The sequence below is a fragment of the Mycolicibacterium frederiksbergense genome (genome assembly GCF_012223425.1).
Lineage (GTDB): Bacteria > Actinomycetota > Actinomycetes > Mycobacteriales > Mycobacteriaceae > Mycobacterium > Mycobacterium frederiksbergense.
On sequence record NZ_CP038799.1, the window covers coordinates 5,428,751 to 5,455,727 of the forward strand.

The 26,977-nt window shown below is 66.6% G+C and carries 25 protein-coding genes; 13 read left to right on the forward strand and 12 right to left on the reverse strand.

Annotation, left to right across the window (positions count from 1 at the left end; genetic code table 11):
• Positions 1–53: 53 nt before the first annotated feature.
• Entirely contained in the window at positions 54–1,136 is a 1,083-nt protein-coding gene (locus EXE63_RS29290; RefSeq protein ID WP_168144848.1) for an NAD(P)H-dependent amine dehydrogenase family protein, read from the reverse strand.
• Positions 1,137–1,322: 186 nt separating this feature from the next.
• On the opposite strand from EXE63_RS29290, the gene EXE63_RS29295 reads away from it, so the two are divergent.
• The gene (locus EXE63_RS29295; protein ID WP_168144849.1) at positions 1,323–2,555 is read left to right on the forward strand and encodes an MFS transporter; all 1,233 of its coding nucleotides are present in this window, start codon (positions 1,323–1,325) and stop codon (positions 2,553–2,555) included.
• Here EXE63_RS29295 and EXE63_RS29300 read toward each other — a convergent pair.
• Complete coding sequence (locus EXE63_RS29300; protein ID WP_168144850.1) at positions 2,552–3,436, reverse strand: universal stress protein; 885 nt, start codon at positions 3,434–3,436, stop codon at positions 2,552–2,554. The two genes, EXE63_RS29295 and EXE63_RS29300, sit on opposite strands and share 4 nt — an antisense overlap.
• Before the next feature lie 167 nt (positions 3,437–3,603).
• On the opposite strand from EXE63_RS29300, the gene EXE63_RS29305 reads away from it, so the two are divergent.
• The gene (locus tag EXE63_RS29305; RefSeq protein WP_168144851.1) at positions 3,604–4,482 is read left to right on the forward strand and encodes a universal stress protein; all 879 of its coding nucleotides are present in this window, start codon (positions 3,604–3,606) and stop codon (positions 4,480–4,482) included.
• Between the two features lie 7 nt (positions 4,483–4,489).
• Here the strand turns inward: EXE63_RS29305 and EXE63_RS29310 are convergent, their stop codons facing one another.
• Together EXE63_RS29310 and EXE63_RS29315 are read right to left on the reverse strand one after the other, a co-directional pair.
• Positions 4,490–6,055: a hypothetical protein gene (locus EXE63_RS29310; RefSeq protein WP_168144852.1), complete on the reverse strand. Its 1,566-nt coding sequence runs from the start codon at positions 6,053–6,055 to the stop codon at positions 4,490–4,492.
• Between the two features lie 28 nt (positions 6,056–6,083).
• The gene (locus EXE63_RS29315) at positions 6,084–6,551 is read right to left on the reverse strand and encodes a winged helix-turn-helix transcriptional regulator (RefSeq protein ID WP_210000935.1); all 468 of its coding nucleotides are present in this window, start codon (positions 6,549–6,551) and stop codon (positions 6,084–6,086) included.
• A 95-nt stretch (positions 6,552–6,646) separates the two neighbouring features.
• Here EXE63_RS29315 and EXE63_RS29320 point away from each other — a divergent pair, with 95 nt between their 5' ends.
• The 6 genes from EXE63_RS29320 (at position 6,647) to EXE63_RS29345 (ending at position 12,630) form a co-directional block, all read left to right on the forward strand.
• Positions 6,647–7,348 carry an SDR family oxidoreductase gene (locus EXE63_RS29320; protein WP_168144854.1) on the forward strand — a complete coding sequence of 234 codons (702 nt, stop codon included), beginning with the start codon at positions 6,647–6,649 and terminating at the stop codon, positions 7,346–7,348.
• A gap of 28 nt (positions 7,349–7,376) precedes the next feature.
• Entirely contained in the window at positions 7,377–7,802 is a 426-nt protein-coding gene (locus tag EXE63_RS29325) for a tautomerase family protein (protein WP_168144855.1), read from the forward strand.
• Between the two features lie 66 nt (positions 7,803–7,868).
• Positions 7,869–9,185, forward strand: coding sequence for an alkaline phosphatase (locus EXE63_RS29330; protein ID WP_168144856.1), 1,317 nt, complete (start codon positions 7,869–7,871; stop codon positions 9,183–9,185).
• Between the two features lie 182 nt (positions 9,186–9,367).
• Positions 9,368–9,994 carry a hypothetical protein gene (locus EXE63_RS29335; protein WP_234904315.1) on the forward strand — a complete coding sequence of 209 codons (627 nt, stop codon included), beginning with the start codon at positions 9,368–9,370 and terminating at the stop codon, positions 9,992–9,994.
• Positions 9,981–11,456 (forward strand): adenylate/guanylate cyclase domain-containing protein, encoded by a 1,476-nt coding sequence (locus tag EXE63_RS29340; RefSeq protein WP_168144857.1) that lies wholly within the window; start codon positions 9,981–9,983, stop codon positions 11,454–11,456. The genes EXE63_RS29335 and EXE63_RS29340 overlap by 14 nt, the downstream gene beginning before the upstream one ends.
• A gap of 46 nt (positions 11,457–11,502) precedes the next feature.
• Positions 11,503–12,630 carry an epoxide hydrolase family protein gene (locus EXE63_RS29345; RefSeq protein WP_168145843.1) on the forward strand — a complete coding sequence of 376 codons (1,128 nt, stop codon included), beginning with the start codon at positions 11,503–11,505 and terminating at the stop codon, positions 12,628–12,630.
• On the opposite strand, the gene EXE63_RS29350 is transcribed toward EXE63_RS29345, so the two are convergent.
• Positions 12,627–14,045: a purine-cytosine permease family protein gene (locus tag EXE63_RS29350; protein WP_168144858.1), complete on the reverse strand. Its 1,419-nt coding sequence runs from the start codon at positions 14,043–14,045 to the stop codon at positions 12,627–12,629. The genes EXE63_RS29345 and EXE63_RS29350 overlap by 4 nt on opposite strands.
• Before the next feature lie 292 nt (positions 14,046–14,337).
• Between EXE63_RS29350 and EXE63_RS29355 the strand changes: the two genes are divergently transcribed.
• Genes EXE63_RS29355 through EXE63_RS29370 form a run of 4 tightly spaced genes read left to right on the forward strand, consistent with a single transcriptional unit; the run spans position 14,338 to position 18,466 of the window.
• Complete coding sequence (locus tag EXE63_RS29355; protein WP_168145844.1) at positions 14,338–15,471, forward strand: ABC transporter ATP-binding protein; 1,134 nt, start codon at positions 14,338–14,340, stop codon at positions 15,469–15,471.
• Between the two features lie 40 nt (positions 15,472–15,511).
• Complete coding sequence (locus EXE63_RS29360; protein WP_168144859.1) at positions 15,512–16,699, forward strand: polyamine ABC transporter substrate-binding protein; 1,188 nt, start codon at positions 15,512–15,514, stop codon at positions 16,697–16,699.
• A 31-nt stretch (positions 16,700–16,730) separates the two neighbouring features.
• Positions 16,731–17,606, forward strand: a complete 876-nt coding sequence (locus tag EXE63_RS29365; RefSeq protein WP_168144860.1) for an ABC transporter permease — start codon at positions 16,731–16,733, stop codon at positions 17,604–17,606.
• A 20-nt stretch (positions 17,607–17,626) separates the two neighbouring features.
• Positions 17,627–18,466, forward strand: coding sequence for an ABC transporter permease (locus EXE63_RS29370; RefSeq protein ID WP_436277762.1), 840 nt, complete (start codon positions 17,627–17,629; stop codon positions 18,464–18,466).
• 2 nt (positions 18,467–18,468) lie between these two features.
• On the opposite strand, the gene EXE63_RS29375 is transcribed toward EXE63_RS29370, so the two are convergent.
• The 6 genes from EXE63_RS29375 to EXE63_RS29400 all read right to left on the reverse strand — a co-directional run bounded on the left by EXE63_RS29375 (position 18,469) and on the right by EXE63_RS29400 (position 23,397).
• Positions 18,469–18,819 (reverse strand): hypothetical protein, encoded by a 351-nt coding sequence (locus EXE63_RS29375; protein WP_168144862.1) that lies wholly within the window; start codon positions 18,817–18,819, stop codon positions 18,469–18,471.
• Positions 18,820–18,828: 9 nt separating this feature from the next.
• Positions 18,829–19,707 (reverse strand): EamA family transporter, encoded by an 879-nt coding sequence (locus EXE63_RS29380; RefSeq protein WP_168144863.1) that lies wholly within the window; start codon positions 19,705–19,707, stop codon positions 18,829–18,831.
• 98 nt (positions 19,708–19,805) lie between these two features.
• Positions 19,806–20,516 carry an SGNH/GDSL hydrolase family protein gene (locus EXE63_RS29385; protein WP_168144864.1) on the reverse strand — a complete coding sequence of 237 codons (711 nt, stop codon included), beginning with the start codon at positions 20,514–20,516 and terminating at the stop codon, positions 19,806–19,808.
• Between the two features lie 146 nt (positions 20,517–20,662).
• Positions 20,663–21,475: an acyl-CoA thioesterase domain-containing protein gene (locus EXE63_RS29390; protein ID WP_168144865.1), complete on the reverse strand. Its 813-nt coding sequence runs from the start codon at positions 21,473–21,475 to the stop codon at positions 20,663–20,665.
• Between the two features lie 18 nt (positions 21,476–21,493).
• Positions 21,494–22,144, reverse strand: coding sequence for a response regulator transcription factor (locus EXE63_RS29395; RefSeq protein WP_168144866.1), 651 nt, complete (start codon positions 22,142–22,144; stop codon positions 21,494–21,496).
• 35 nt (positions 22,145–22,179) lie between these two features.
• Positions 22,180–23,397, reverse strand: coding sequence for a sensor histidine kinase (locus tag EXE63_RS29400; protein WP_168144867.1), 1,218 nt, complete (start codon positions 23,395–23,397; stop codon positions 22,180–22,182).
• A gap of 135 nt (positions 23,398–23,532) precedes the next feature.
• Here EXE63_RS29400 and EXE63_RS29405 point away from each other — a divergent pair, with 135 nt between their 5' ends.
• A complete protein-coding gene (locus EXE63_RS29405; RefSeq protein WP_168144868.1) occupies positions 23,533–26,400 on the forward strand; it encodes an MMPL/RND family transporter in 2,868 nt (955 codons plus the stop codon).
• Here the strand turns inward: EXE63_RS29405 and EXE63_RS29410 are convergent.
• Complete coding sequence (locus EXE63_RS29410) at positions 26,317–26,970, reverse strand: nitroreductase family protein (RefSeq protein WP_168144869.1); 654 nt, start codon at positions 26,968–26,970, stop codon at positions 26,317–26,319. The genes EXE63_RS29405 and EXE63_RS29410 overlap by 84 nt on opposite strands.
• Between the last annotated feature and the right edge of the window lie 7 nt (positions 26,971–26,977).

A 26,977-nucleotide genomic window follows, 5' to 3' on the forward strand; every position in this document is an offset into this window, starting at 1 on the left:
CACGTTCTTGCCGGATACCTAATATCGGGTTTCGCAGGGGCGTTCCGGGTGAGTCAGTCCGTGCTCCAGAGCAAGCCCCGCATGAGTGCGGACTGTGGAACGTCCTCGACGGCGATCAGTCCGGCCGGTGCATTGCACACCCAGTCGATGGCGTTCACCACGCGTGCCGCCGTCGAGATGCACCCCGCGTCGGTGGGATCGAGGACCGGGTGCGACAGGTGCGTGTTGAGTTCCACGCGGGGATCCCCGTCGACGACGACCCGGTGGACCCCCACCTGCCCGTCGGGCGGAAAGTCCCAATCCGGCGCGGCCGCGGTGGTCAGCCGGTTGACGTGCTCCAGCGTGATCACCGTGCGACCATCGAGCACTCCTTCGGTGGCGAAGCGGATGGCGGCCATCTGGCCCGGCTGCACCGACATCATGGCGCACTCGATGGGTGCTGGGGTGAACCACCGTTCGGTCCGCTGGCGGATTTCGTCGAGCGTCACGCCGAGATTGGCCGCCAGCCCGCGCACCTGCGGACCCCATATTGATTCGACCACGCCGGGAAGTAGGAGCGGAGGTGGATCATCCGCCTCAGAGGTGCCGAACCCCATTGAGGCACCTGTGAATTCGGCGTCATCGTAGTTGCCGTAGTCGAAGATCTCCTGCACGGTGATACTTTCGACGCGGGTCGCCAAGCTCGCCGCGGTATGGACGAGCGTGTCGCCGGAATAGCCGGGGTCGATGCCGTTGATGTACAGCGAGGCGTTGCCCGCCTCGCACGCGGCCTGGAGCGGCTCCGTCACCCAGCTCTCGGCATGACGTGACGCGGCCATCCAGACCAGTGACGTGCCCACGACGTTGATACCGGCGCCGAGAAACCTGGCCAGCTCCTCGATGGCCTCCATCGGCCGGGTCTCGGCGAGTGCGGTGTAGACGACGCAGTCCGGTGCGAGGTCGATCAGGGCGCCGATATCGTTGGTGGCGATGACACCTGTCGCCGTCGGCAGACCGCACACGTCGGCGGCGTCGCATCCGATCTTGTCCGGCCCGGATGCGTGCAGCCCGACAAGTTCCATATCGGGTCGCCCGATGACGGTCTGCAACGCATGGCGGCCGACGTTGCCGGTGGAGAACTGAACCACTCTGCGCATGTATGGCTCCTCGAAGACTGTCCGCAATGTCAACCGAAGTACTTACAGTACTGATGACGGCATCCATCGCGAGGCACTATCGGAATCGACAGAGATACACCGTTCGGCGCGCCAACATCACCACCGCACCGGATTCGGGCTCTGACCCGATGCTGACACTTTCGGTGCGACACGTAACGTGAGCGCATGGGCTACCTCGGGGAGCTTCGGACCAACTGGCAGCCATTGGCGGCGGCAACCGCGGGTTTGAGCGCAGGACTGAGCCTCAGCGCATACACCAACGCCGCCATGGCCCCGCAGTTCCTCGAAGAATTCGGCTGGAATCGTTCGGAGTTCGTGTTGACCGGCGTCATCACGCTACTGACGTTCGTGTTCCTGCCCATCTACGGCAGGCTCACCGATCTGTTCGGAGTCCGTCGAATCGCGGTGATCGGCGTCGTCGGACTACCGCTGTGCTGGGCCGGCTATACGCTGATGTCCGGGCCCATCTGGCAGTACTTCGCGATCAACGTCGTGCTGATCGGGCTGGGCGTCACCACGACGCCGGCGATCTACAGCCGAATCGTGGCAACCTGTTTCGACAAGGCTCGCGGTCTGGCGCTGGCCATCGCCATCTCCGGACCACCGCTGCTGGGAGCCGTCGGCGCACCGGCGCTCGACGTCATCAACCGGGTCTACGGCTGGCGAGTGGGCTGCCTGGCGATCGCCGTCACGATCGCCCTGATCGGCGGCCTCGCCTTGTGGCTGATTCCGGCCGACGGGGCCGATGCCCGGCGCACCCGCCGAGAGGGCAGGACCGGCAACGACTACCGCCTCATCGGCCGCACCCGGGTGTTCTGGATTTTGTTCGCCGGCGTACTGCTGTGCAACCTGTACCACACGGTGACCACCACCCAACTCGGTGTCGTCCTCGGTGATTCGCTGGGTACCGGAGGTGAGGTCGCGTTGCTGATCTCGATATTTGCCACCGCCGTGATCGTCGGAAGATTCGCGTGCGGTATTGCGCTGGACCGCTTTCCGGCGCAGCGGGTGGCGGCGGCCGCGATGGCACTGCCCGGCCTGGGATGCCTGCTCATCGCCTCGACCTGGGACGGCTTCACGGTGCTGGTCGTCGCGGTCTGCTGCCTGGGGGCGGCGTGGGGTGCCGAAGGCGATGTCATCGCCTATCTGGTGGCGCGGCGGTTCGACCTGACCCTGTACAGCACCGTGCTGAGCATCCTGTCCGCGGCCATCGGGGTGTCCTCGGCTCTCGGTGCTTTCATCCTCAGCAGGACCCTGCAGGTGAGCGAGAGTTTCAACGGTTTCCTCGTGTTCACCGGAGTGGCCGCGTTCGTCGGTGGCGCCTTGTTCCTGCTGCTGGGCAGCCGGTCGGCCGTTGCAGAAACCGCCGAGACCGGCGAACCGACGCACTCGCGCTAGTCGCCGGAGGGCCGGCAGACCCCGACCGGAAGCGGCGAATGGTGCAGCAGGTTGAGGCTGGTCGATCCGATCAGCGCACTGGCCAGCGCCCCGTGACCGCGGGTCCCGACGATGACGAGTTGCGCACCGTCGAGGTGTTTCAGCAGCGCCTGGCTGGGCTTGGCCGGCTCGACGAAGAAACTGACATCGACCCCTGGATGGCGTTGTGCCCAGGGGCCGACGGTCGCAGTCAGCGAACTCCATTCCAGGGCTTCCAGTGCGTCCCAGTCGATCAGGAACGGGATGGTGACGTCACCGGGTGCGCGACGCGACGACGAGGACCGCACGGCCCACAATGGGACGTGTAGTGCGCTGGCAAGGTCGAAGGCCAACTCGAGGGCGGCATCGCTGTTGTCGCCGTCGACCCCGACCACGATCGGTTGCGTTGTCGGAGAGAGAATCTCGCCACGCCAAGCAATGACCGGACAAGCCGACCGGGTGATCGTCTTGAGCGTCAGAGACCCGATCAGCAACGCGGAAGCCGCCGATACGTCCTGTGAGCCCAGCACGATCAGCCGAGACTGTGCGCTCAAGGATTCCAGCACTTCGTCGGCGGCTTCGGCAGGTGCGCTCGTGGTGACACTCAGATCGGGTTCGGCACTGCGCACCGCGTCCGCCGCGGCGCCCAAGATGGATACCGCGGCCTCCCGCTGCCCGGTGATCGCCGCCGCCCGGACCGCCGCCGCCGCGTCGCTGAAATTGTGGCCGAGATAGGGCGTGGCATACACGATGTGCAGGGGCGCTCCCAGCCGGGCGGCCAACGCGCCTGCCCAGGTTGCCGCACCCACCGCGTTCGCGGAACCGTCCACTCCGACCACGATGGGTTGTGCCGTATCGGTCATGTCACTGGTGTCCTCTCGGAGTTACTGTGCCGCTGCGCACACTACGCGCCGCCGAATCGCCCGCTCGCCGCTTGTGGCGGAACCGCGCAGCACTAAGGACTTTGGACCCTGCCGGTGCGCGGCCGACTCGACTAGCGTCGACTGTGAACATCACAGAGGAGCATCGCATGTCTACGCCAGCCGAGAACGCAGGAATCCTCGTCGCGGTCGACGGCTCACCCGGTTCGGACGCCGCGGTGATCTGGGCCGCGCGGGAAGGGCTGCGCCGCAAGGTGCCTGTGACGCTGCTCCATGTCATCGCGCCGATGATGGTCACCTGGTCGTCTGCCGTCGCCGAGTCGAGTATCGCTGATTTGCAGGAGGATTCATCCGCGAGGGTGCTCGTGCATGCTCAGCAGGTCTTCGAGTCGGCACTCGAGGATCCGAAATCAGTGTCGTTGCGTACCGAGTCGCGACCGTCCCCGGTGGTGGGATCGCTGGCTGAGGCTTCGCGGTCGGCGCTGATGCTGGTGGTCGGCAACCGGGGCGCCGGTGGGCACAAGCGTCTTCCCCTGGGATCGGTGGCTGCCGGCCTGCTGCACCACGCGCACAGCCCGGTCGTGGTGATCCACGAGGACGACGTTGCCGACGCCACGGCCCCGGTGGTGCTCGGCGTGGACGGGTCCCCGTCCTCGGAGGCCGCCACCCGGTTCGCCTTCGAGGAGGCGGCGCTGCGCGGCGTGGACTTGGTGGCCCTGCATGCCTGGAGCGATATCGGGGCGGTTCCGCTGTTCGCCCTGGACTGGCGGGTGTACGAGGAAGAGGCACAGGAGACGCTGGCCGAACGGCTTGCCGGATGGCAGGAGCAATACCCCGATGTCCAAGTCCAGCGCCGGCTGGTGCGGGATCGTCCCGCGCACTGGCTGGTCGAGGAGTCGCAGCACGCGCAGCTGGTCGTCGTAGGAAGCCGTGGGCGCGGCGGCTTCACCGGACTGTTGCTGGGTTCGGTCGCCTCGACCGTCGCTCAGCTCTCGCACGCCGCGGTGGCCGTGGTCCGCATCCACTGAGGGGTGATCACCACCGGCAGTAGTTGGGTTGTCCCGGCTGGATGTAGCGGAAGTCCATCAGGTAGAGCTGCGGAGTCAGATCATCCGTGCGCCAAGTGGGATCGGTGACGATGTCTGCGGTGGTGTAGCGGTACCCGTCGTAGGCGTACGTCATCGGCACCGTATAGCCGGCCTGGTCCCACGCGTGGATCCATTTGCGGAATTCCACGACCGGCAGCGCGTAGCCGCGCGGGGACCCGTCGTAGTGGTAGATGATGTCGCCGTAGCGATCATCGATATCGAGGATCCAGACCACGTCTTCCTGATACCCCCACACCTTGATCGGATTGCTGCCCAGCAGAAGGTGGTTGGACGACTCCCCCTCGGTACGCAGATTGCTGAACATGGAGAAATTGCCTGCGGTGCGCAAACCCAGGTAGGGCGTCAGGCCGATGAAAATCAACAGGATCGCAAAGATGTAGAGCAGCGCAGGCATCCGCGGGTCGACAATGCGCACCCCCTCCCAGCGGGGGGCGCGGTCTGCCGAGAACACCGTCGCCAGCAGCGGCCAGATCGCGATGAGGACTGCGGCGTCGAGGGCCAGTCCGGTGAGCAGTGTCAGCTCGGATATGCGGTGAACGTGCGCGCTCCACCCACACACCAATGCGATGCCGAAGCAGATTCCCGCGTAGGCGCGCACCCGGGGCGCGGTCAGCAGCTGCACGTGGCTGGCGGGGACAAAGGTGAACAGCAGGGCGACGGCCAGCGCCCCGAAATCGACGAATCCGATCAGCGCGAGCGCGGCGTGCATGGTCAGCGAGAACGCCAGGATGCCCGCCTGCAGACGCGGAACGGACAGCAGCAGGCCCCCGCCCAGCTCCCACCCGATCACCGATACCGCCGCGATGACACCGATCATCGGTGCCACGGCACCCAACCGCGGCGCGAACAGCACCAGCACGACCGCCGCGAGCCCGGCGGCAGCGGTACCGACCACCACTACGGTGAACATCCGGTTCCCTGCGGTGCCGAATCTTCCTCGTCGCAGCAACCGATAGCCGAGGTAGGCCATCACGACGGTGACCGGCACCACCAACGGCACCCCGAGGAACCGGGTCTGCATGGCGGCGATGATCGATTGCAGCATGCCGGCCGCGCATGAGGCCGCGGGGTCGAAAAAATCAGAGTTCAGCTTGTCGAACCCGGCGATGACGTAGACGAGGATCAGACCGATGCGCAGCACCGGCAGTATCGCGGCGTAGTCGTGATCGGGTGCATCCCGGCGCCGGATCAGTGAATGCGCGAACACCAGGATCATTGCTACGTTCAGGCACAGCATCAGGTTGACGTGGTTGGCCACATCCGGGAATCGGAAGAGCAGGAAGTACGCCGTCGAAGCGGCCAGCAACACCAGGAACTTCGGGCGGGTCATCCCGGTGGCGATCGCGGCACCGGCGAGCAGGATGAAGGCGCCGGTGAACCAGGGATCGATCCACTGCTCGCCCAGTTCCATGACGACGGCAACGGTGTAGAGCAGTGCGAACACCGAGAACGGGCTCAGCGCAGGGTCGTCCCGTCCGGCCACCTGCGTCACGTGCGCAGTTTAACCGCGACTCACATCGTCACCTGTTGTAGCGGATCTCAAGATCGGCCGAGCACACCGCGGGGCCATCGGCATCGGCGGTGACCCGTACGCCTACCGGCCGGCCCTGCCGATCGAAGAAGGACAGCGGCGGCTTGCCGTCCTGCAGGTGCGCGTCGCCCCACTGCATCAGCGACAGGAAGACCGGCAACAGGTCCTCCCCGGCCGGGGTCAGGTGGTACTCCTCGCGCGCCCGGCTACCGGGCTCCCGATAGGGCGCTCGCTGGACCGCACCGGCGGCCTCCAACTGCTTCAGCGCACGCGACACCGCGGGTGCCGAGGTTCCGATGCGCTCCACGAAGTCTTCGAACCGTTTTGTGCCGTAGAAGCATTCGCGGACAGTGAGGAACACGGTCTTGGTGCTCAGCAGATCCAGCACCCTGGCCACCGAACAGCGCTCGCCGGCGGTCCAGGATTCGCGATCCTGAAGCTGTCGCTCGAATGTCATCGCCATCACCCCAGTGTAGCTAATGGTTGCGTTACTCAGCTACCTGTGGTTGTATCTCAGTAACGTATTCGTTATTCAGACTGGGAGGAGCGGTCATGGTTGCAGTCAGAGGCACGACGGTGTTGGTGACCGGAGGCCGACGCGGTCTCGGCTCGGCACTGGTAGACGAGGTACTCTCCCGCGGCGCGGCAAAGGTGTATTCCACTGCGCGCGAGCAGTACTCGGACAGTCGCGAAAAGGTGGTCAGCGTCCCCCTCGAGGTGCAGGACGAGAAATCAGTCGGCGCGCTCGCGGCGATCGCCTCCGACGTCGACATCGTCATCAACAACGCCGGGATCCTGCTGCCTAGCTCTCTGCTGACCGGAGCCTTCGACGACATCACCACGACGTTCGACATCAACACCCTCGGTCCGTTGCGGGTCACCCGGGCATTCGCGCCGATACTTGCCGGCAACGGTGGCGGCGCGCTGGTGAACGTGCACTCCGTGTTGTCCTGGGTGGGGGGCAGCGGAGCCTACGGCGCCTCCAAGGCCGCCATCTGGTCGCTGTCCAATTCCCTGCGCATGGAACTGCGAGCCCAGGGCACCCAGGTGCTCGGCGTACACGTCGGCTTCGTCGACACCGAGATGGTCTCCGACGTCGCCCTCCCCAAGACCGCTCCGGCCGATGTTGCCGCCACTGTGATCGACGCCCTGGAAGCCGGAGCCCACGAGGTCCTGGTCGATGAGGTGTCCGTCGCAGTCAAGGCACAACTGTCCGGACCCGTCGAAAACCTCGTCTTCGACCTGGCGCACTGACCGGGCTAGCGCAGGAAGGCCGAAACCCATGCCGCTCTGGACCATTCACCACACCCCAGGCATCTTCACCGACGCCGAAAAGCGCGAACTCGCGTCGCGCATCACCGATCACTACGAGAAGATCGGGCTGCCGCGCTTCTATGTGGTCGCCGTCTTCAACGAGACGACACCGGCGAATCTGTACGTCGGTGGCGAGCCCACGCCGGTCGGGGTGCGCGTCGTCATCGAACACATCGCCCGCAGCAGCGTGGATTCCGCAGGTAGACAACGCACCAGTCGATGGATCAAGTCGATTCTCGAGCCCTACCTCGACAGGCACGAGGGATTGCACTGGGAGTTCCACGTCGACGAGACCAGCGAGGAGCTCTGGATGATCAACGGGCTCATCCCGCCGCCGGCGGGTTCGGAGGCCGAACGCGAATGGGTCCGGTCCAACGCCGCATCCGTGTACTGAGAACTGTTCGCCCAGCGTTCATTGTGCGGTGTGGCGGCGGCATTGCGTCACTGCAAGGGTCCTCGCATGCCCGTCACCCATCGTGTCGTCCCACTGCTCTCGCTCGTCGCCGTCGGCGCCCTCACGCTGAGTGCATGCAGTGACCCGGCCGCCGAATCCGGGGCGTTGCCAGAGAATCCCAGCGTCATCATCCTCAGCGGAGACGGGATGGGTTCTCAGCAGCGCACCGCGATCCAGTACCACTCCTACGGGCTCGACGAGCGCCAGCCGATGGATGCACTGCCTTTCGCGGGCATGCTGGACACGATTCCGGGTGACCCCGAGTACGCGGTCAGCGACTCGGCCGCAGGGGCCACCGCGTGGGCCATCGGCCAGAAGGTCCCCAACGGCACCACCGGTCTGGGGCCGGACGGTGATTCGGTGCCGACGCTGCTGGACATGGCCAAGGACCGCGGCATGTCGACGGGCCTGGTGAACGACCACGACGTCACCAACGCCACGCTGGCGGCCTTCGGCGCACCGGTTGCCGACCGGGATCTCAAGGTCGAGATCGCCGAGGGCTACCTGGAGCGCGGTGTCGACGTGCTGTTCGGTGGTGGCGAAAAGTACTGGTACCCAGAGGGTGACGCCGGCAGGATTCCCGACGTCGGCGAGGACGATGTCAGCGAAGGCACCTCGAACCTCGTCGAGCGCGCCGAAGAACTCGGCTACGGCTACGCGTACGACCGCGACACCTTCGATGCACTGGCCGGGCCCAGGGCGCTGGCACTGGTGCAGGACAGCGCCAAGCGGCGTTCCACCGAGATCGAAGGCTATGACTACCAGAACGACCCGCACTACGTGGCACCGGAGAAACTGGTCGCCAAGGCGCTGGACATCCTGGGTCAGAACGACAAGGGATTCTTCCTCGTCATCGAGAGTGATGACCTGGACTCCGACGGCCACGAGCACGACGCCCAGAACATGATGCTGGCCGGTGAATCCGTGAACGCCATGGTTCAGGTGATCACGGAGTACCAGAAGGAACATCCCGACGTTCTGCTGATCGTCACGGCCGACCACGAAACCGGTGGTATGGCCATCGAAAACGTGCTCGACGACGGCGAGCCCGAGCCCAACAGCGATCAGATCGCCGATGACCCGGTGCCGTACTGGGCCGAAACGCCGGAGAACATGCCACTGCCGGGCGGTGGTGTCCCCAAGCGCAGTGGTCCCTTCACCATCAAGGGCACCGATCGACAGTTCAAGGTGGACTGGACGACTCCGGAGCACACCGGAACCATGGTGCCGGTCACGGCCGCCGGTCCGCTCGCCGAGCGGTTCACCGGCGTGCACCACAACACCCACGTCTACGACGTCGTGACCGAACTGTTCGGCAACTGAGTACAGCTTTATCGACCGTCATGCCGCGACATTGCCGTTGTCGCGCGGTTCTTCGAGTAACAGCCGCAACAACAGCAATCTCGCGGGGTCGGCTCCGGGTTTCGCGAGCTCTCGCCGCCGGTCGGGACACGTCACCGGTTGCGTTCAGGCGGATCCGATTGCCGGGGCCTTACGCTGAGGCGATGACCCACAGCGGCGGCGACGACGAGAACCCTGGTCGAGCCCGTGCCGCTGCGCGGATGGCGCTGGGCGTTGCCGTCATGATCGCTGTGCTCGCGGGATGCGGCTCCCCCACCATCGTCAACACCGGTGAGCCCTGGACCCCGGTCGAAACCCCGGCACCGCCGCCGCGATTACCGGACCACCCGACGAATCGGTTGCTGGCCGACGCGTCGGAGTACTACGTCGTCACCGAGACGCCCAAGGTGTATCGCTTCGCCACCCCCAGCGGTCGTTGGCAGTGCGAGATCGTGCCGCACGCCTCGGCGGGCTGCCGGCCGGCGACGTCGTCGACGCTGGGCATCACGGGCGCGCCGACGACGGTACCCGGAGCCGACGGTGAACCGGCCGCGCCCAACACCATCGTCATCGATCGCGGCTCCGACGTCCGGTTCGTCGAGACAGCCACCGATACCGATACCGATACCCCGATCGTCACGCTGCCGTTCGGCAAGGTGCTGCAGGTCGCGGGATTCCGGTGCAATGTCCAGGAGGCCACCGGGGTGTCCTGTGGCAGCGAATCCAGCGGCAAGGGATTCACCTTCTCCGCCGAGGGCTACGCCGCGGTGTACACCGATGTCCCCCACTAGAGCGGTCCGCTTCACGGCCGGTCTCGTCTTCGCACACCTGCTCACCTCCGGCGAGGTCTTCATCGTCCTGATGTCGCTGCGCCGTCAGAACCACAGCGGGGCAGAAGTGTTGGTCCCGCAGGGTGATCTGTGGACCATCCTGGTCGTGGTGCTGCTGGGCACCGCGCTGGCAGGTATCGGGGGCTACCGCATCATCGCGCCGTCGCTGCGCTGGTTCGAAGCCGGAATCGAACCGAATGTGCGCCAGCGTCGCGCCGCCATCAACATGATCCGGCGCCAGTCGGTGTTGCTGTTGTCGATCTGGTTGCTCGGCGCGGCGATCTTCATCGTCGTCAGCGGCATCACCGGCTGGAAGCCGATCCTGCTCATCGAGGTATCGGCGCTGTTCGGCGGCATCTCCACCGCCAGCAGCAGCCTGCTGTTCACCCAGCGGGTCACCCGGCCCGTGGTGGCCGCGGCGTCAAGGGATTTCGACGGCCGTGTGACCGCCCCCGGCGTGCAGGCGCGACTGGTGCTGATGTGGACGCTCACCACGGCAGTGCCGAGCCTCACCATCGCGATCATGGTGGTGGCCCGCGCCAACGGCTGGCTGATCCCGGAGTCGGCGTCGGTGGATGTTCCGGTGGTGCTGCTCTCACTGGTCTCGGTATTCCTCGGGCTGCGCACCCTGATGCTGGTCTCCATCTCCATCTCCGATCCACTGCGCGAGATCATCGACGCGATGGCCGATGTCGAGCAGGGCCGCATCGGCAAGCAGGTGGATGTCTACGAGCAATCCGAGATCGGTCGGTTGCAGCACGGGTTCAACCGGATGGTGGCGGGCCTGCAGGAGCGTGACCGGCTGCGCGACCTGTTCGGCCGGCACGTCGGCCCCGAGGTGGTGAGTATGGCCATCGAGACGGGTGCGGTGACTGATGACGTGCTCTCCGGCGATGTGCGCGAGGTGGCCGTCCTGTTCATCGACGTGACGGGTTCCACCGCCCTGGCGATGACCCGCACCCCGGCCGAGGTGGCCGACGTGTTCAACGATTTCTTCCGGATCGTGGTGGCCGCCGTCGAGGCCCACGACGGGCTGATCAACAAGTTCCAGGGCGATGCGGTGCTGGCCGTGTTCGGCGCTCCCCTCGCCTCGCAGACGGCGGCCGCGTCGGCGCTGGCGGCGGCCCGCACCCTGGGCGCGGCCCTCGGGCGCCAGGAACTGGACTACGGCATCGGGGTCTCGGCGGGGCCCGCGTTCGCGGGCAACATCGGTGCGGAGAACCGTTATGAGTACACGGTCATCGGGGATCCGGTGAATGAGGCTGCGCGGCTGGCCGATATCGCCAAGACACTGCCGGCGCGTATCGCGTGTTCCGGCGCCGCCATCGAGCGGGCCGGCGACGAAGTCAGGCACTGGGACCGACACGGCGAGGTGACGTTGCGAGGGCGTTCCGAGGCGACGGATGTCCACGTGCCACGATGATCGCCATGAGCGAAGCTTGCGCGCGAATCGTCAACCCATGAGTGAGATTGCGCCCTTCCGGATCGCGGTGACCGACGACGAACTGGACGACCTGTTGCGCCGGCTGACGCATACCCGGTGGCCCGAGGCCGAATGCGTCGACGACTGGAGCCAGGGCATTCCGCTGGCCTACACCCGTGAACTCGCCGCGTACTGGGCTGAGGGCTACGACTGGCGGGCACGGGAGGCCGCACTGAATCGCTTCCCGCAGTTCGTCACCGCCATCGACGACTTGGACATCCACTTCATCCACCAGCGGTCCCCGCACGAGGACGCGTTCCCGTTGGTCATCACCCACGGCTGGCCGGGATCGATCGTCGAGTTTCAGAAGATCATCGCTCCACTGACAGATCCCACGGCGCACGGCGGGCGCGCCGAGGATGCGTTCCATGTCGTCTGCCCGTCACTGCCCGGCTATGGCTTCTCCGGCAAACCCACCACCACCGGATGGGGTGTCGAACGGATCGCGACGGCCTGGGACACCCTGATGGGCCGGTTGGGCTATGAGCGTTACGGCGCTCAGGGCGGCGACTGGGGTGCGGCCGTCACGACGCAGATCGGGCGAAATATCGGCCGGTGCTGCGCGATTCATACCAACATGCCGATCGGGCAACCCACCGCCGAGAGCATGCAGAACCCGACCGAAGACGACCAGGCGGCCTTCGCCGCGATGAAGCACTACCGGAAATGGGAAGCGGGTTACTCCATGCAGCAGTCCACCCGGCCGCAGACGCTGGGCTACGGTCTGGTCGATTCGCCGGTGGCTCAACTGGCCTGGATCGTCGAGAAATTCTGGTCCTGGAGCGACTGCGACGGGCACCCGGAGAACGTGTTCAGCCGGGATGAGCTGCTGGACAACGTGATGCTGTACTGGCTCACCGGCAGCGGGGCGTCATCGGCGCGGTTGTACTGGGAGAGTTTCGGCGCCTTCGGTAAGCGCGAACCGGTGTCTCTGCCCACCGGTGTCGCGGACTTCCCCAAGGAGATCCTGCGTTCGCCGCGTCCCTGGTGCGAACCGCAGTACAACATCACCCGGTGGACGACGATGCCGCGCGGCGGGCATTTCGCCGCGTTCGAACAACCCGAATTACTGATCGAGGACGTCAGGACATTCTTCGCGACGGTGCGAAGCTAATCGGCCCGGCCCGCCCGACGGGCGAGCAACCGGTAGCCGCCGTAAAGCAGCGCGGCCACCGCGAAGTTCACGAAGTACGCGATATCCGCGCCATGCCAGGCGGCCGCGACCGGTCCCTTGATCAGCGTGGTGTTCATGAACGGCATCGCCGCGGCATAGGAGAGCACGAAGACCGCCAGCGCGGCGATGGCGTGCCGACGTTCGGTGAACGCCGAGGCCACATCGACGGCGGGACCGGCGCCGCGGGTACGCAGCACCCAGTCGATGCCGATGATCGCCACGAAGGCCGGAATCCAGTACCCGATCAGCAACAGGACGTCGAGGAACCTCGTCGAGGTGTCGGCACCCTCGAGCCACAGGATGAGAAAGAACGCGAGGACGGTCACCACGACCGCGGACACCGGCCGCCGCACCCGCACGCCGAGCGTCTGCAAGGCCAGCGAACCGCTGTAGTCGTTCATGACACCGGAGCCCACCGAGGCCAAGGCGATGATCAACAGTGCCACCGCGCCCAGGGCGCCGCCGCCCATCACATCGCGCACGCCCTCGGCAGTGTGCGCACCGATCACATCGGCAGCGGCGATCCCGATGCCCTGCACGAAGATGTATGCCGACACCATTCCGCCGAACGTGTACCCGAATACCTTGGCCTTCGGCGACTCCACCGGTAGGTAGCGACTGAAGTCCGCGGCATAGCTTGCCCAGGAGATCGTCAAGCTGAGCGCGATGGTGACCTCGAGCACGAACGCGCCGATGAGATCGGCACCGGTCAGCGCCGCCGGGGTGACGACCTCATGGCCTTCGACGAGTTTGACGGCGAACACCACGAAGGTGGCGAACAGCACCACCGTCAGCACGGCTTGCAGTCGGTGGATGAGTTCGTAGCCGACGAATCCGACCGCGCCCTGCACGGCCAGCACGATCAACACGGCCACCCAGAACGGGATGCCGAGCAGCAGGGCCAGCGCCTGCCCGCCGAACAGGCCGACCAGCGCGTCCCACGCGATCGAGGACAGCCACTGCAGTGCGGCCGGCAACGCCACACCCGGACCGAAGGCGAGCCGCGCCGACGGCAACTGCGCGGTGCCGGTACGCGGACCCCAGGTGGACAGATAGGCCACCACCAGTCCGCCCAGCACGGTGCCGATCACCATCGCCAGCAGTCCCAGCCAGAACCCGAGGCCCAGCAGGATGGCCAGGGTGCCGGTGAAAACGCCGGTCATGTTGACCTGGGGTGCGAACCACACGGTGAACAGCCGCGCCGGCTTCCCGTAGCGGCGGTCCGCGGCGACGGGCGCGATACCGTGCGTCTCCACCGAGAGATCGCCGGCCCCAGCCGGGGACCTGCCACTGAACGACGGCGCATCAATCGCCCGGTTGGATGTCTGAGAGCCACTTGCCGCGCCGCCGGTCATGCGAGTATTCGATCACGCCACCCCGGTCGGTCCGGGCCCACACCTCCGATGACTGTGCACGTCACCACATCGGCGCAGCGGATTCTGTCTCCATCGCCGCGAACAAGCTATGGATTCCATTGTCGGAATGTAAATTCGTTGCGGAATCGCTTGCGAAGGGAGTGGTGATCGGCAATGGTTGATCAAGTCCACCGCAATGCCCGAGGGAGGCTCCGCCCTGACCGGTACACACGCCACCGCCACTGACCAGACCGTCGGCGAGAATGGGACCACCCTGCGCAAGGGCGAGCCCGTGATCGAGATCGACCATGTGGTCAAACGCTTCGACGACTACGTCGCCGTGGCCGATGCCGACTTCACGATCGCCGCCGGCGAGTTCTTCTCCATGCTCGGGCCGTCGGGCTGCGGGAAGACGACCACCCTGCGGATGATCGCCGGGTTCGAGACACCCACCGCGGGCGCCATCCGGCTGCAGGGTGTCGACGTGTCGCGGGTTCCCCCGCACAAGCGCAACGTCAACACCGTCTTCCAGCACTACGCGCTGTTCCCGCACATGACGGTGTGGGACAACATCGCCTACGGCCCGCGCAGCATGAAGATCGACAAGACAAAAGGCAAAGGGGAGGTCAAGCGGCGCGTCGACGAGATCATCGAGATCGTCCGGCTCACCGACTTCGCCACGCGCAAACCGGGCCAGCTGTCCGGTGGCCAGCAGCAGCGCGTCGCGCTGGCCCGGGCGCTGGTCAACTACCCCAGCGCGCTGCTGCTCGACGAACCGCTGGGCGCGCTCGACCTCAAACTGCGCCATGCCATGCAGTTCGAGCTCAAGCGCATCCAGCGCGAGGTCGGCATCACCTTCATCTACGTCACCCACGACCAGGAAGAAGCGCTGACGATGAGTGACCGCATCGCGGTCATGAACGCCGGCAATGTCGAGCAGATCGGGAGTCCGGCCGACATCTACGACCGTCCCGCCTCGGTCTTCGTCGCGGGCTTCATCGGGCAGGCCAACCTGTGGGCGGGCAAGCAGACCGGCCGGGCCAACCGCGACTTCGTCGAGATCGACGTGCTCGGCACGACGCTGAAGTCGCGCCCCGGCGACACCGCCATCGAATCCGGTGGGCAGGCCACGCTGATGATCCGGCCCGAGCGCGTCCAGGTCTCCACCGACCAACCCAGCGGCGATCTCGCGGTGGTCCGGGCGACCGTGCGGGATCTCACCTTCCAGGGTCCGGTCGTGCGGCTGTCGCTCGCCGCACCCGACGATTCGACGGTGGTCGCGCATGTCGGCCCGGAGCAGAGTCTGCCGCTGTTGCGGCCGGGTGACGAGGTCTACGTCAGCTGGTCTCCGGAAGCGTCGCTGGTGTTGCCGGCGGCGGACATCCCGACCACCGAAGATCTCGAAGAGATGCTCGACGAGTCCTGATCTCTTCGCTTCACTCCCCCTCCCTCACGAAAGGCACCGCATGTCCAACGAGATCGATCCCCGGCTACTGTCCCGACTGGCTGCCAACCGCACCAGCCGGCGACGGTTCATCGGCGGCAGCGCCGCCACGGCCGCGGCGGCGATCCTCGGGTCGTCGTTCCTCGCCGCGTGTGGATCCGACAGCAGCAGCTCCGGTTCGTCGAGCACCCAGGATGACGGTGGACCCGCCAGTGGCACGCTGCGCGTGTCGAACTGGCCGCTCTACATGGCCGACGGATTTGTCGCCGCGTTCCAGACGGCGTCCGGCATCACCGTCGACTACAAGGAAGACTTCAACGACAACGAGCAGTGGTTCGCCAAGGTGAAGGAACCGCTGTCGCGCAAGCAGGACATCGGTGCCGACCTGGTGGTGCCCACCGAGTTCATGGCCGCCCGCGTCAAGGGCCTGGGCTGGCTCAACGAGATCAGCGACGCCGGGGTGCCCAACCGCAAGAATCTGCGGCAGGATCTGTTGGACTCCAAGGTCGACGAGGGACGCAAGTTCACCGCGCCCTATATGACGGGCATGGTCGGTCTCGCCTACAACAGGGCGGCCACCGGGCGCGATATCAGGACCATCGATGACCTGTGGGATCCCGCCTTCAAGGGCCGTGTCAGCCTGTTCTCCGACGTCCAGGACGGCCTCGGGATGCTCATGCTGTCCCAGGGCAATTCGCCGGAGAACCCGTCGACGGAATCCATCACGCAGGCTGTCGATCTGGTCCGTGAGCAGAAGGACCGGGGGCAGATCCGCCGCTTCACCGGCAACGACTACGCCGATGACCTGGCCGCCGGCAATATCGCTGTCGCACAGGCGTATTCCGGTGACGTCGTGCAGCTGCAGGCCGACAACCCCGACCTGCAGTTCATCGTCCCCGAGTCCGGCGGTGACTGGTTCATCGACACCATGGTGATCCCGTACACCACGCAGAACCAGAAGGCCGCCGAGGCGTGGATCGACTACGTCTATGACCGGGCCAACTACGCGAAGCTGGTCGCCTTCACCCAGTTCGTCCCGGCGCTCTCGGACATGACCGACGAGCTCGCCAAGGTCGATCCGGCATCGGCGGAGAACCCGCTGATCAACCCGCCCGCCGAGATGCAGGCGAATCTGAAGTCGTGGGCGGCGCTGACCGACGAGCAGACCCTGGAGTTCAACACCCTGTACGCCGCTGTGACCGGCGGCTAGGTCGATGGCTCGGCGAATGCAGGGAGCATAAATGGCGGGAGTCGCCACCAGCAGTCGGCAGCGGAGCAAGATCGCCCCCTACCTGATGATCTTGCCCGCGCTGGCCTACCTCGCGGTGTTCTTCGTGGTGCCGTTCTTCTCACTGGCCAGGACGTCGCTGTCCTCGTCGGGTGGTTCGGTGTACCTGCCGACACTGACGTTCGACTGGAACTTCGGGAACTTCATCGACGCGTTCAAGCTCTATCAGGACCCGATCCTGCGGTCGTTCGGCTATGCGGCCGCGGCGACGGTGTTGTGCATGCTGCTGGCCTTTCCGTTGGCCTATGTGATCGCGTTCAAGGCCGGCCGGTTCAAGAACCTGATCCTCGGCCTGGTGATCCTGCCGTTCTTCGTCACGTTCCTGATCCGCACCATCGCCTGGAAGACGATTCTCGCCGACGAGGGATGGGTGGTCAGCGCGCTCGGCACGATCGGACTGCTCCCCGAGGAGGGTCGGCTGCTCTCGACGAGTTGGGCGGTGATCGGTGGGTTGACCTACAACTGGATCATCTTCATGATCCTGCCGCTCTACGTCAGCCTGGAGAAGATCGATCCGCGACTGCTGGAGGCTTCCCGGGATCTGTATTCCGGTGGCACCCGCAGTTTCCGGAAGGTGATCTTTCCGCTGGCCGTGCCGGGCCTGCTGGCGGGCAGCCTGCTGGTGTTCATCCCGTCGGTCGGTGACTTCATCAATGCCGATTATCTGGGTAGCACCCAGACCACGATGATCGGCAACGTGATCCAGAAACAGTTCCTGGTGGTCAAGGACTACCCGGCCGCTGCCGCGCTCAGCCTGGGTCTGATGGGTCTCATTCTGGTCGGGGTGCTGATGTACACCCGGGCACTGGGTACGGAGGACCTCGTATGACCGCCGGGGCGCGCGAAGCGATGGGGAATCGCGCCGGTACCGAACGGCCGGCCGCGCCCAAACATGTTCGTTCCCGGCCGAAGTGGGGCGACGTCTCGCTGCGTATCGTCGCCGGACTGGTACTGCTGTACCTGTTCTTGCCGATCATGGTGATCGTGCTGTTCTCGTTCAACGATCCGGCGGGCAAGTTCAACTACACCTGGCAGGGATTCACCCTGGACAACTGGGCCGACCCCTTCAAGTACCCGGCACTGACCGAGGCGCTCAAACTCAGCCTCAACATCGCCTTCGTGTCCACGCTCATCGCACTGGTCCTCGGCACGCTGCTGGCCATCGCCCTGGTGCGCCAGCGCTTCGCCGGGTACCGGGCCGTCGACACGTTCATGATCCTGCCGCTGACGGCACCCGAGGTGGTCATGGGTGCCTCGCTGCTGACGCTGTTCCTGGACTTCGGTTGGGCCGCGGGCTACACCACCATCCTGATCGCGCATGTGGCCTTCGAAGTCAGCTTCATCGCGATGACGGTGCGGGCCCGGGTGCGTGGTTTCGACTGGACACTGGAGGACGCGTCGATGGATCTGGGCGCCAGTCCGGTACGGACGTTCTTCAAGGTGACATTGCCGCTGATCGTGCCCGGCATCGTGGCCGCGGGCATGCTGTCGTTCGCGCTGTCACTCGACGATTTCATCGTCACCTATTTCGTCAGCGGATCCACGGTCACCTATCCGCTCTACGTCAACGCGGCGGTCAAAGCCGCTGTGCCACCCCAGATCAACGTGCTGGCGACGGCGATTCTGCTGGTGAGCCTGGTGCTGCTGGCAGCCGGTACCCTCTACCGCCGCAAGAAGGTCGTCATCTGAGATCAGGTGAGCCGAACGTCCACCCGCACCCGTCCCCGGTCGTCACGGGTGGCCACGGCGTGGCCGGCGCGGTCGCTGCCGCGGAAGTTGAGCAACGTGATCGGCGCGCCGTCGCCGAGGAAATTGCGCCACCAGCTCTTGGCGTCCGGCGACATGACGGCGATGGTCACCCGGTCGCCGTCGAGTCGATAGTTCACCGGGGTCTGGAAATCGCGCCCGGATTTGCGCCCGGTGTAGCGGATCTCGACCAGGCCGCGACCGACCAGGCCGCCGAGCACGGGCAGGTTGGTCAGGGCGACGGCCCCCCGGTTGAGCGCACGGGCGACCGGGTTGTCGAACATTCTGCTGGACATGCCTTGAGGCTAACCTCCCCGTGCCAGGTCCGCCGCGACATGTGACGCCCGACGGTCACCGGATCGCGCCGCGCCGACACCGGCGATGACGACCGCGACGATGCCGATGACCCCGAGCGCGGCCGGGACCTGATCCAGGATCACCCACCCCATCAGCATCGCAAACGCCGGCTCCAGGCTCATCAGCGTTCCGAACGCGGCGGTGGTGAGCCGGCGCAGAGCCAGCAATTCAAGGGCAAATGGTATGACGGGCAACAGCAATGCCAGCCCGATGCCGGCCAGCCACAGGTGCGGTGTCATGTGCCCCAGCACGGCGGGCCCCGTGACCACCGACGCAACGATGGCGGCCACCGGCATGGAGACCGCCAGACCGCTCAGTCCGCGCACCTCGTCGCCGACGCGCTGGGTCAGCAGAATGTAGGCGCCCCAACAGAATCCGGCGGCGAGCGCGAAACCGACCCCGGCCAGGTCGACGGCACCGGCCCACGGTTCGGTGAGCAGCAGCACTCCCAGTGCCGCGAGTCCGGGCCAGACGATCCTGCCGGGCCCGTTGCCGTGTAGTACCGCGACGCCGAGCGGCCCCAGGAATTCCAGTGCGCTCGCGGTACCCAGCGGGATGCGTTCCACAGCCATCATGAACAGCACGGTGATACCGGCGGTGACCACGCCCAGCAGCACGGAGGCCAGAAATGACTTCCGGGTGAACGACGACGGGCGTGGCCGCACGATGACCAGCAGCAGCAGGGCCGCCCAGAACAGGCGTAGCCAGGCAGCCCCGGTGGCGCCGATATCGTCGATCAACCCCACGGCGATGGCGGCGCCCACCTGTACCGAACACATCGCGGCCACGGCCATCAGCGCGCCGTTACGTGCCTCGCTGGATGCCACCCCTGCATTCAACGGTGCCCGCGCAGTCCTGTCCACGAGTTTTCCCGAGTGGTGCCGGTGGGGACACCCGGCGCACCGGTGACGGCCGGCGGATGAAGCTAGGCGATCCCGGCGGCTTGCCGGACATCATCGGCGATCCGCTGATGTCCGGCACCGTTGGGGTGCGGATCGTCGTCGCTGCAGTAGTAACTCAGCGCGCATATCTCATCCACCGACGTGGCGATCGGCTCTACGAACCTGGCGCCGGACCTCGAATAGGATTCCCGCAGAGCGGGATTGAAGTACCCGTCGAAGACGGCGGCCGCCGGCTCGGCGTGCTCCCCGGCGACGAACACGTTCAGATAGGACAGGCCCACCACCGGAACGCCGGCGTCGAGCACGCCCCCGAGCTTGCCCAACATGTCGTCGAGCGCGGCTGTGGCGGATTCGGTTGCGGTTTCCGAACACGCCAGCACGCCGTCCGGCGGCGCCTCGGCAATACAGGGCGCGACATCGTTGCCTCCGGCGACGATGGTCACCAGACCCACCTGCTCGCGATGATCGGATATGAACTGCACTGCCGCATCCACCTGTGAAACGTCGTCATAGGCCGGTCCGTCGTGCGCCTTCGCCTCGACATCGCAGCCGGGTTGATGGACCATCTGCTCCGCGGTCGCTCCAGAGCAACCGAAGTTGATCAGGCGCCACTGCTCGTCGACGTTGCGCCGCAAAGCGCTTTCGGTGCGGTACGCGAATCCGTCGGTGGATTTCGAACCCGCACCGGTGCCGTACGGACTGTCGCCGGCGGCATACGAGTCACCGATGGACACGAAGTAGGTTATTTCGGTTGCAGGCTTGGCCGGTTCGCTTCCACATGCCGTCGACACAACTGCGGCGATCCACATCGAAATCAGCACTCGTACACGCGTAGTCGCGGAGGCCACGCTTCGAGAATACCCCTGGCGCCGTACCGAGATCAGCGAGTGCGGTCGGGAAACGGGTCATTTCGAAAGTCGATCTGTGCGTCCGGGTTGCTGACGGCGGTGACCATCCCCGATCCGATGGCACCGTGGCTGTCGAACAGCGTCGCGGTGCCGACCGCGATTCCGTCTGCCGCCCAATGAGAATCGGCCTGCACGCCGATCCACTCGTCGCGCGGCAGCCGGGCCAGCGCGACGGTGAGATCGCCGTTGATATAGCCGACGCCGTCGGTACCGAGGTTGGTGACCAGGCTGGTGCCCTCGGCGGCCATGGAGGCACGCACGAACGGCGTGTTGCGGTAGCCGTCGACGACGTCGATGGTCCGATTGATGAACCGCTTGCGCGACGCATTCTGGTGATCTGCGATGGCATCCGTCCACCCGACCTCGTCACTGCCGATCCCGATGCCGCGGCTCTCGTCCCGATCGGGCGGGCCGACGAACTCGGCGGGCGAGACCCATTCGGTGCCCCGCGGAGGCGCCGAGAGCCGGTACTGGACCAGCGTGGCCCGCACCACCGTCACCCCGTCCTGGATCAGTTCGCATTCCGCATTGCGCACCCGCCGGCCATCGCGCACCAGCGTCAGTTTGGTGATCGTCGGAACACCGCGGGCGGCCTTGAACAGGTCGACGGTGAGCCGGGACGGCAGGAACTCCGGGTCACCGAAGCTCGTCTCCAGTGCTCGTGCCGCCAGCCCGACCAGGGCCGGGCCGTTGAGGTGGTCGGGACCCCAGTGACTCTGCGCATAGGTGCTGGGCGCGTAGGTGTCGTGCTCGGTCTGGGTGAAATGAAACGGGCGCGCGCTCATTTGCGCATCGTCGCACACCTATTGCGGGGCGACGATGCCGTGGTCATAGGCGTAGACGATCGCGGCGGCGCGATCCCGCAACCGGAGCTTGTCGAAGATCCGCCCGATGTGGCTCTTGACCGTGACACCGGAGATGAACAGTTCCGCGGCGATCTCGGCGTTCGTGTGGCCCTTGCCGATCAGCGTCAGGACATCGAGTTCGCGCCCGGTGAGCTCGCTGACCTCGACCTGCTGTCGGCCCTCGGCGGACTTGCGGTACGTGTCGAGCACTCTGGCGGTGACCGCCGGATCCAGGTAGCTGTCGCCGTGGGCGACGGCGCGGACGGCCCGGATGAGCTCTTCGGCCGAGGAATCCTTGAGGACGAAGCCGGCCGCACCGGCGCGCAGCACGCCGGACAGCAGATCGTCCTCGTTGAAGGTGGTCAGTGCCAGCACCGGCGGGCCGCCGGCTTCGGCCAGCCGTCGGGTCGCCTCGATACCGTCGACCCGCTTCATCCGCAGATCCATCACCACCACGTCGACCGACTGCTCGGCCAGGGCGTCGAGGACCTCGTCACCGTCCGAACATTCGGCAACGATCACGAATCCGTCCTTGCGCCGCAGGATCCGGCGCAGCCCGGAGCGCACCAGGTCCTGGTCGTCGACGAGCAGCACTGCGATATCGCTCAATCCCCCGTCGCTTCGCTCGCCCCTGACTGCCACCGCTATCCCCCGCACCAGGTGGCCGCGGGCATGGTGCCGGAGTCGCCCAACGGCACCTCGGCGTGCACCGCCCACCCCTCGCGGGTCAGTCCGATATCGATGACGCCGCCCAGCAACTCGACCCGCTGGCGCATCCCGCGCACACCGCGGCCATCGGGTGCGCGGCGACCGCTCGCCGACACCGCCACCGGCAGCTCATTGGTGATCGAGAGTTCGGCATGGTCCCCGATGACCGCCACGGTGACCGCCGACCGCGATTCCGGGGCGTGCTTGGCGACATTTGCCAGCGATTCCTGAGCGATCCGGTACAGCGCCAGCCCCACCGCCGGAGACACCCTGGTGGTGGAACCCTCCGTGCGCAACGTGACGGTCAGGCCGGCGCGGGCGAAATCGTCGGTGAGCCGTGCGATGTCATCGACGCCGGGCTCCGGTGCGATCCGCATCGGAGCCACATCGAGCAGTCCGACGGTGCGCCGGATATCGGCCATCGCCTCGCGGCCGAGCTTCTCGGCGTCCACGAGCGCATCGACCGCGTCGTCGACATCGCGGTCCTCCTGCAGCGCGCGGCGGGCACCGGTGAGGTGAAGCAGCGTCACCGACAGCGAATGCGCAATGACATCGTGCACCTCGCGCGCGATCCGACGCCGCTCATCGGCGGCGGCATGGGCGGACAGCGCATCCTGGGCGGCGCGCTGCGCGACGATCAGCTGCTGCTGAATCCGCATCAGATAACCCACCAGCCAGCCCATCCCCAGCACGCTCAGATACAGCCAGACCCCGTCGAGCCGGTGTGAAGCCGCGGCGGCGCCCAACATGGCGGCCGCCGATGCCGTCGCGGCAAGTCCGCCGGCCAGCGGTGTCATCGCACCTACAGCGCCGACCATCAGCACCAGGATCAGCGGGGCGAAATCGAACGCGATCGGGGTCGACGTGCCGAACAGGAAGATCGCCGCGGCACCCGACCAGGCTCCCCAGATGAGCAAGGGGTTGAACGATGCGCCGGCGGCAAAGAACACGACCAGCGGGCACATCGCGACCATGATGCCCACCGGCACCGCGACCAGGTAATCCGAGGCGGGGCGTTGCAGCGTGCAGATCAGGGCGATCAACGCCAGCGCGGTATCGGTGGTGATGACGAACATCGGGCTCCAGCCGAGCTCGTTGAGCTCGCCGTGCCGCGCGAAACGCGCACGCAGGAATTCGGGCACACCCAAGCGCATCGAACAATGGTAGGTCCGAAAGGCCGTCTAAACCATCATGCTGCGGGCGGGTTCACGGTCATACCTAGGGAGGAGACGCGGCTAGGGCCGTTGGCACGACGCGCCGCGGCAACCTGGATCCCTAGCGTTTCTGCCATGGGGTGGCGGGCGCCGGGGTCGCGGCGCGCAGCGGTGCTGATCGTCGGGCTGTGGCTTGCCGTCGCGGGCGCGGCGAATCTTGCGGTACCGCAACTGGAACGGGTGGTGCACGAGCACGCCCGCTCGTTCATGCCGGACGACGCACCGAGCTCGGTGGCCGCCGTGCGGTCTGCGCAGCTGTTCGGTGACTCGACCGACAACAACCTCAACTATGTGGTGCTCGAGCGCGCCGGCGGTCCGCTCGGAGAGGACGACCGCGCCTACTACGGCCGCCTGACCGCAGCCCTGCACGCCGATACCGAGCATGTCCGCACGGTCACCGACCTCTGGTCCGACCCGCTGACCGAATCGTTCGCCGTCAGCGCCGACGGCCACGCGGTCACGGTGATGCTGCGGCTTACCGGGGTGCTGGGCACCACACCGGCGGCCGAGGCGGTGCAGGCGGTCCGGTCCGCCGTCGACGCCGCGAATCCGCCGTCCGGTCTGGAGGTGTTCGTCACCGGTCCCGGTGCGACGATCGTCGACGAGTTCACCGCGATCGACCGGCAGCTGCTGATGATCACGGCGGTGACCGTCGGGCTCATCCTGGTTCTGCTGCTGCTGGTCTACCGGTCCCCCGCAGCGGCGATGATCCCGTTGTTCTCGGTGGGATTGGCGTTGGGCGTCGCGCGGCCGATCGCCTCGGCGTTGGGCGCCGCCGGTGTGATCGAGGTGTCGTTGTTCTCGGTTGCCCTCGTGGCGGCCATGATGCTCGGCGCGGGAACCGATTACGCGATCTTTCTGATCGGACGGTATCAGGAGGGTCTGCGCGACGGGCTGGACTCGACCCGGGCCCTCGCCGCCGCCCAGCGCGGTGTGGCCCCGGTGGTTGCGGGGTCGGCGCTGACTGTCGCCATCGCGCTGGCCTGCCTGGGGTTCGCCGAGGTCGGCATGTTCCGCAGTGCCGGAATACCTTCTGCAATAGGCATTCTGGTGGTGATGGCGGCATCGCTGTCCCTGACGCCGGCACTGATCGGCCTTTCCGGCGGCGCCGGCATGTTGGCCACCAAACCGAGTCGCACGACCCGGCGCTGGCGCCGGGTCGGAGCGGTTCTGGCCCGGTGGCCGGCGCCGATTCTGGTCACCGCCCTGGCCGCGCTGGCCCTGCTGGCGTCGCCGGCGGCCGGCATCCGCATCGGCTGGGACGAGCCCGCCGCGGCACCCGCAGGCACCGGGTCGAACCTCGGATATGCGGCGGCTGAACGGCATTTCGAGGACAACCAGCTGCTGTCGGCCGTCGTGGCGGTGCAGGCCGATCACGACGTGCGCAACCCGGCCGGGCTCATCGCCGTCGAACGCGTGACCCGCGCGGTGATGGAGATCCCGGGAGTGCGGGTGGTGCAGTCGCCCAGCAGGCCGGCGGGCACCGTGCCGGAGGAGACCACCTTGGCCGGTCAGCTGGGCCGTATCGGTGACGAACTCGCGGCCGGTGTCGGCGAATTCGATGACCGGCTGGGCGGCATCGATGAGCTGGACGCGATCCTCGACGACATGGCCGCCGCGCTGTCCGGGATGCGGCACGGACTACGGGGCAGCGCAGCCGGGCTTGGCGAGGTGTCCGAGGCCGCCGCGGACATGCAGCGCGGCACCTCCGATCTGCAGTCCACCGCCGAGTCGGCGGCGGGCCGGCTGGACCCGTTGCGCGGGTTCGTCGCCGCGACACCGCACTGCTCAGCCAACCCGATCTGCGCTGTCGCGCAGCAGATCGTGACACCGGTCGACGATGTGGTGGCAGGGACGGCGGTGCTGACAGCCGGAGTGCACACGCTCAGCGGTGGCACCGTCACCGCCACCAGTGCGCTCGGCGGGCTACCCGCGGATATCGACACCATGACGGCAGCCCTGGCACGGGCCCGTGCGGCGATGGCCGACACCACATCCCAACTGGGTTCGGTGGGCCCGCGGCTCGATGAATTCACCGGCTATCTGCGCGAAGCGGCGACCGCCTTCGAAGGCAGCGCGGCCGGCGGGTTCTACGCGCCGCACCGCGCCCTGACCGATCCGCGGATGGCGGCGGCCCTGGACCGGCTGATCGCACCGGACGGGCGAGCCTTCTATCTGCTGGTGTACGGGACCGGCAAGGAATGGGGCGTGGACGGGGCGGCCCGCACCGTGTCCATCGGATCGGCGGTGACCGAGGCGACCAAGGAAGGGACGCTGCGGCCGGTGGCCGTGTACCTTGCCGGCGTCGGACCCGCCACCCTGGATCTGCAGCAGATGGTGGCCGGCGATACTCGGTTGCTCGTCATCACCACGCTGGCACTGATCTTCGCGATCGTCGCGCTGCTGATGCGCAGCCCGGTGGCCGGCCTGGTGATCGTGGGCACGGTGGCGTTGTCCTACGCCGCGGCACTCGGCGCGAGCGTGTTCATCTGGCAACATCTGCTGGGGCTCGAATTGCACTGGGCGGTAGGCCCTATCGCCTTCATCGCGCTGGTTGCCGTCGGTGCGGACTACAACCTCTTGCTGGCCATGCGCATCCGTGAGGAAACACGATCGGTCAGATTGCGCACCGGCATCATCCGCGCCGTCGGAGCCACCGGCGGCGTCGTGACCACCGCCGGCGTGATCTTCGGTATCACGATGCTGGCACTGCTTGCCAGCAGCGTGCTCAGCATCGCCCAGATCGGGCTCACCATCGGTGTCGGACTGCTCATCGACACGATGATCGTCCGCACGTTCGTCCTGCCCACGCTGATGGTGCTGCTGGGTCGCTGGTTCTGGTGGCCGCGCCGGCCGTGGTCAGGTCGTGGTGACGAGCAGGTGGTCGGCGGGTTCGTCCCAGTGGTCCAGGTTGACGGCGTGGGTCAGCGGGCGGCGCCGTAGCCTGCCGTGCCTGCCCTTGGGCCAGCCGATGACGATGTGCCCGCCGAGCATCCAGTCGTCGGGGACGCCGACGGCGTCACGCAGCAGGGCTTCGCCGCCGTAGGACGCCCAGCTCGTCAGGCAGGCACCGAGACCTTGTGCGCGGGCAGCCAGCAGAAAGTTCTGCATCGCCGGGAAAATGGACCCGCCGAGTAGCAGGTCGGACGCGGTGGGAAAGCGCTTCTGCACGAACAGCACCGAGGTGAACTCCTCGGCGCGGTCGTGCAGTTCGTAGGTGGCCCGGTTGTTACGGGCCACCAGGTCGGTTTCCTCATCGGTCGGCCTGCTCATGCCGTAGACCGGTTCGATGACCGACAGCGCATGCCGCGCGGCTTCGGCCACCACAGCCCGTTGTTCGGGTGAACGCAGCACCACGAACCGCCAGGCCTGCGCGTTCGCGCCGGACGGGGCCCAGGTCGCGGCCTCCAGGCAGCGTGCCAGCGTCGCATCGTCCACGGGTTCGTCCGTGAAGCGCCGGATGGTCCGCGCCGTCGACAGCACCTCCCAGATGTCACTGCTCGCAGTTGCCATGTCGGCA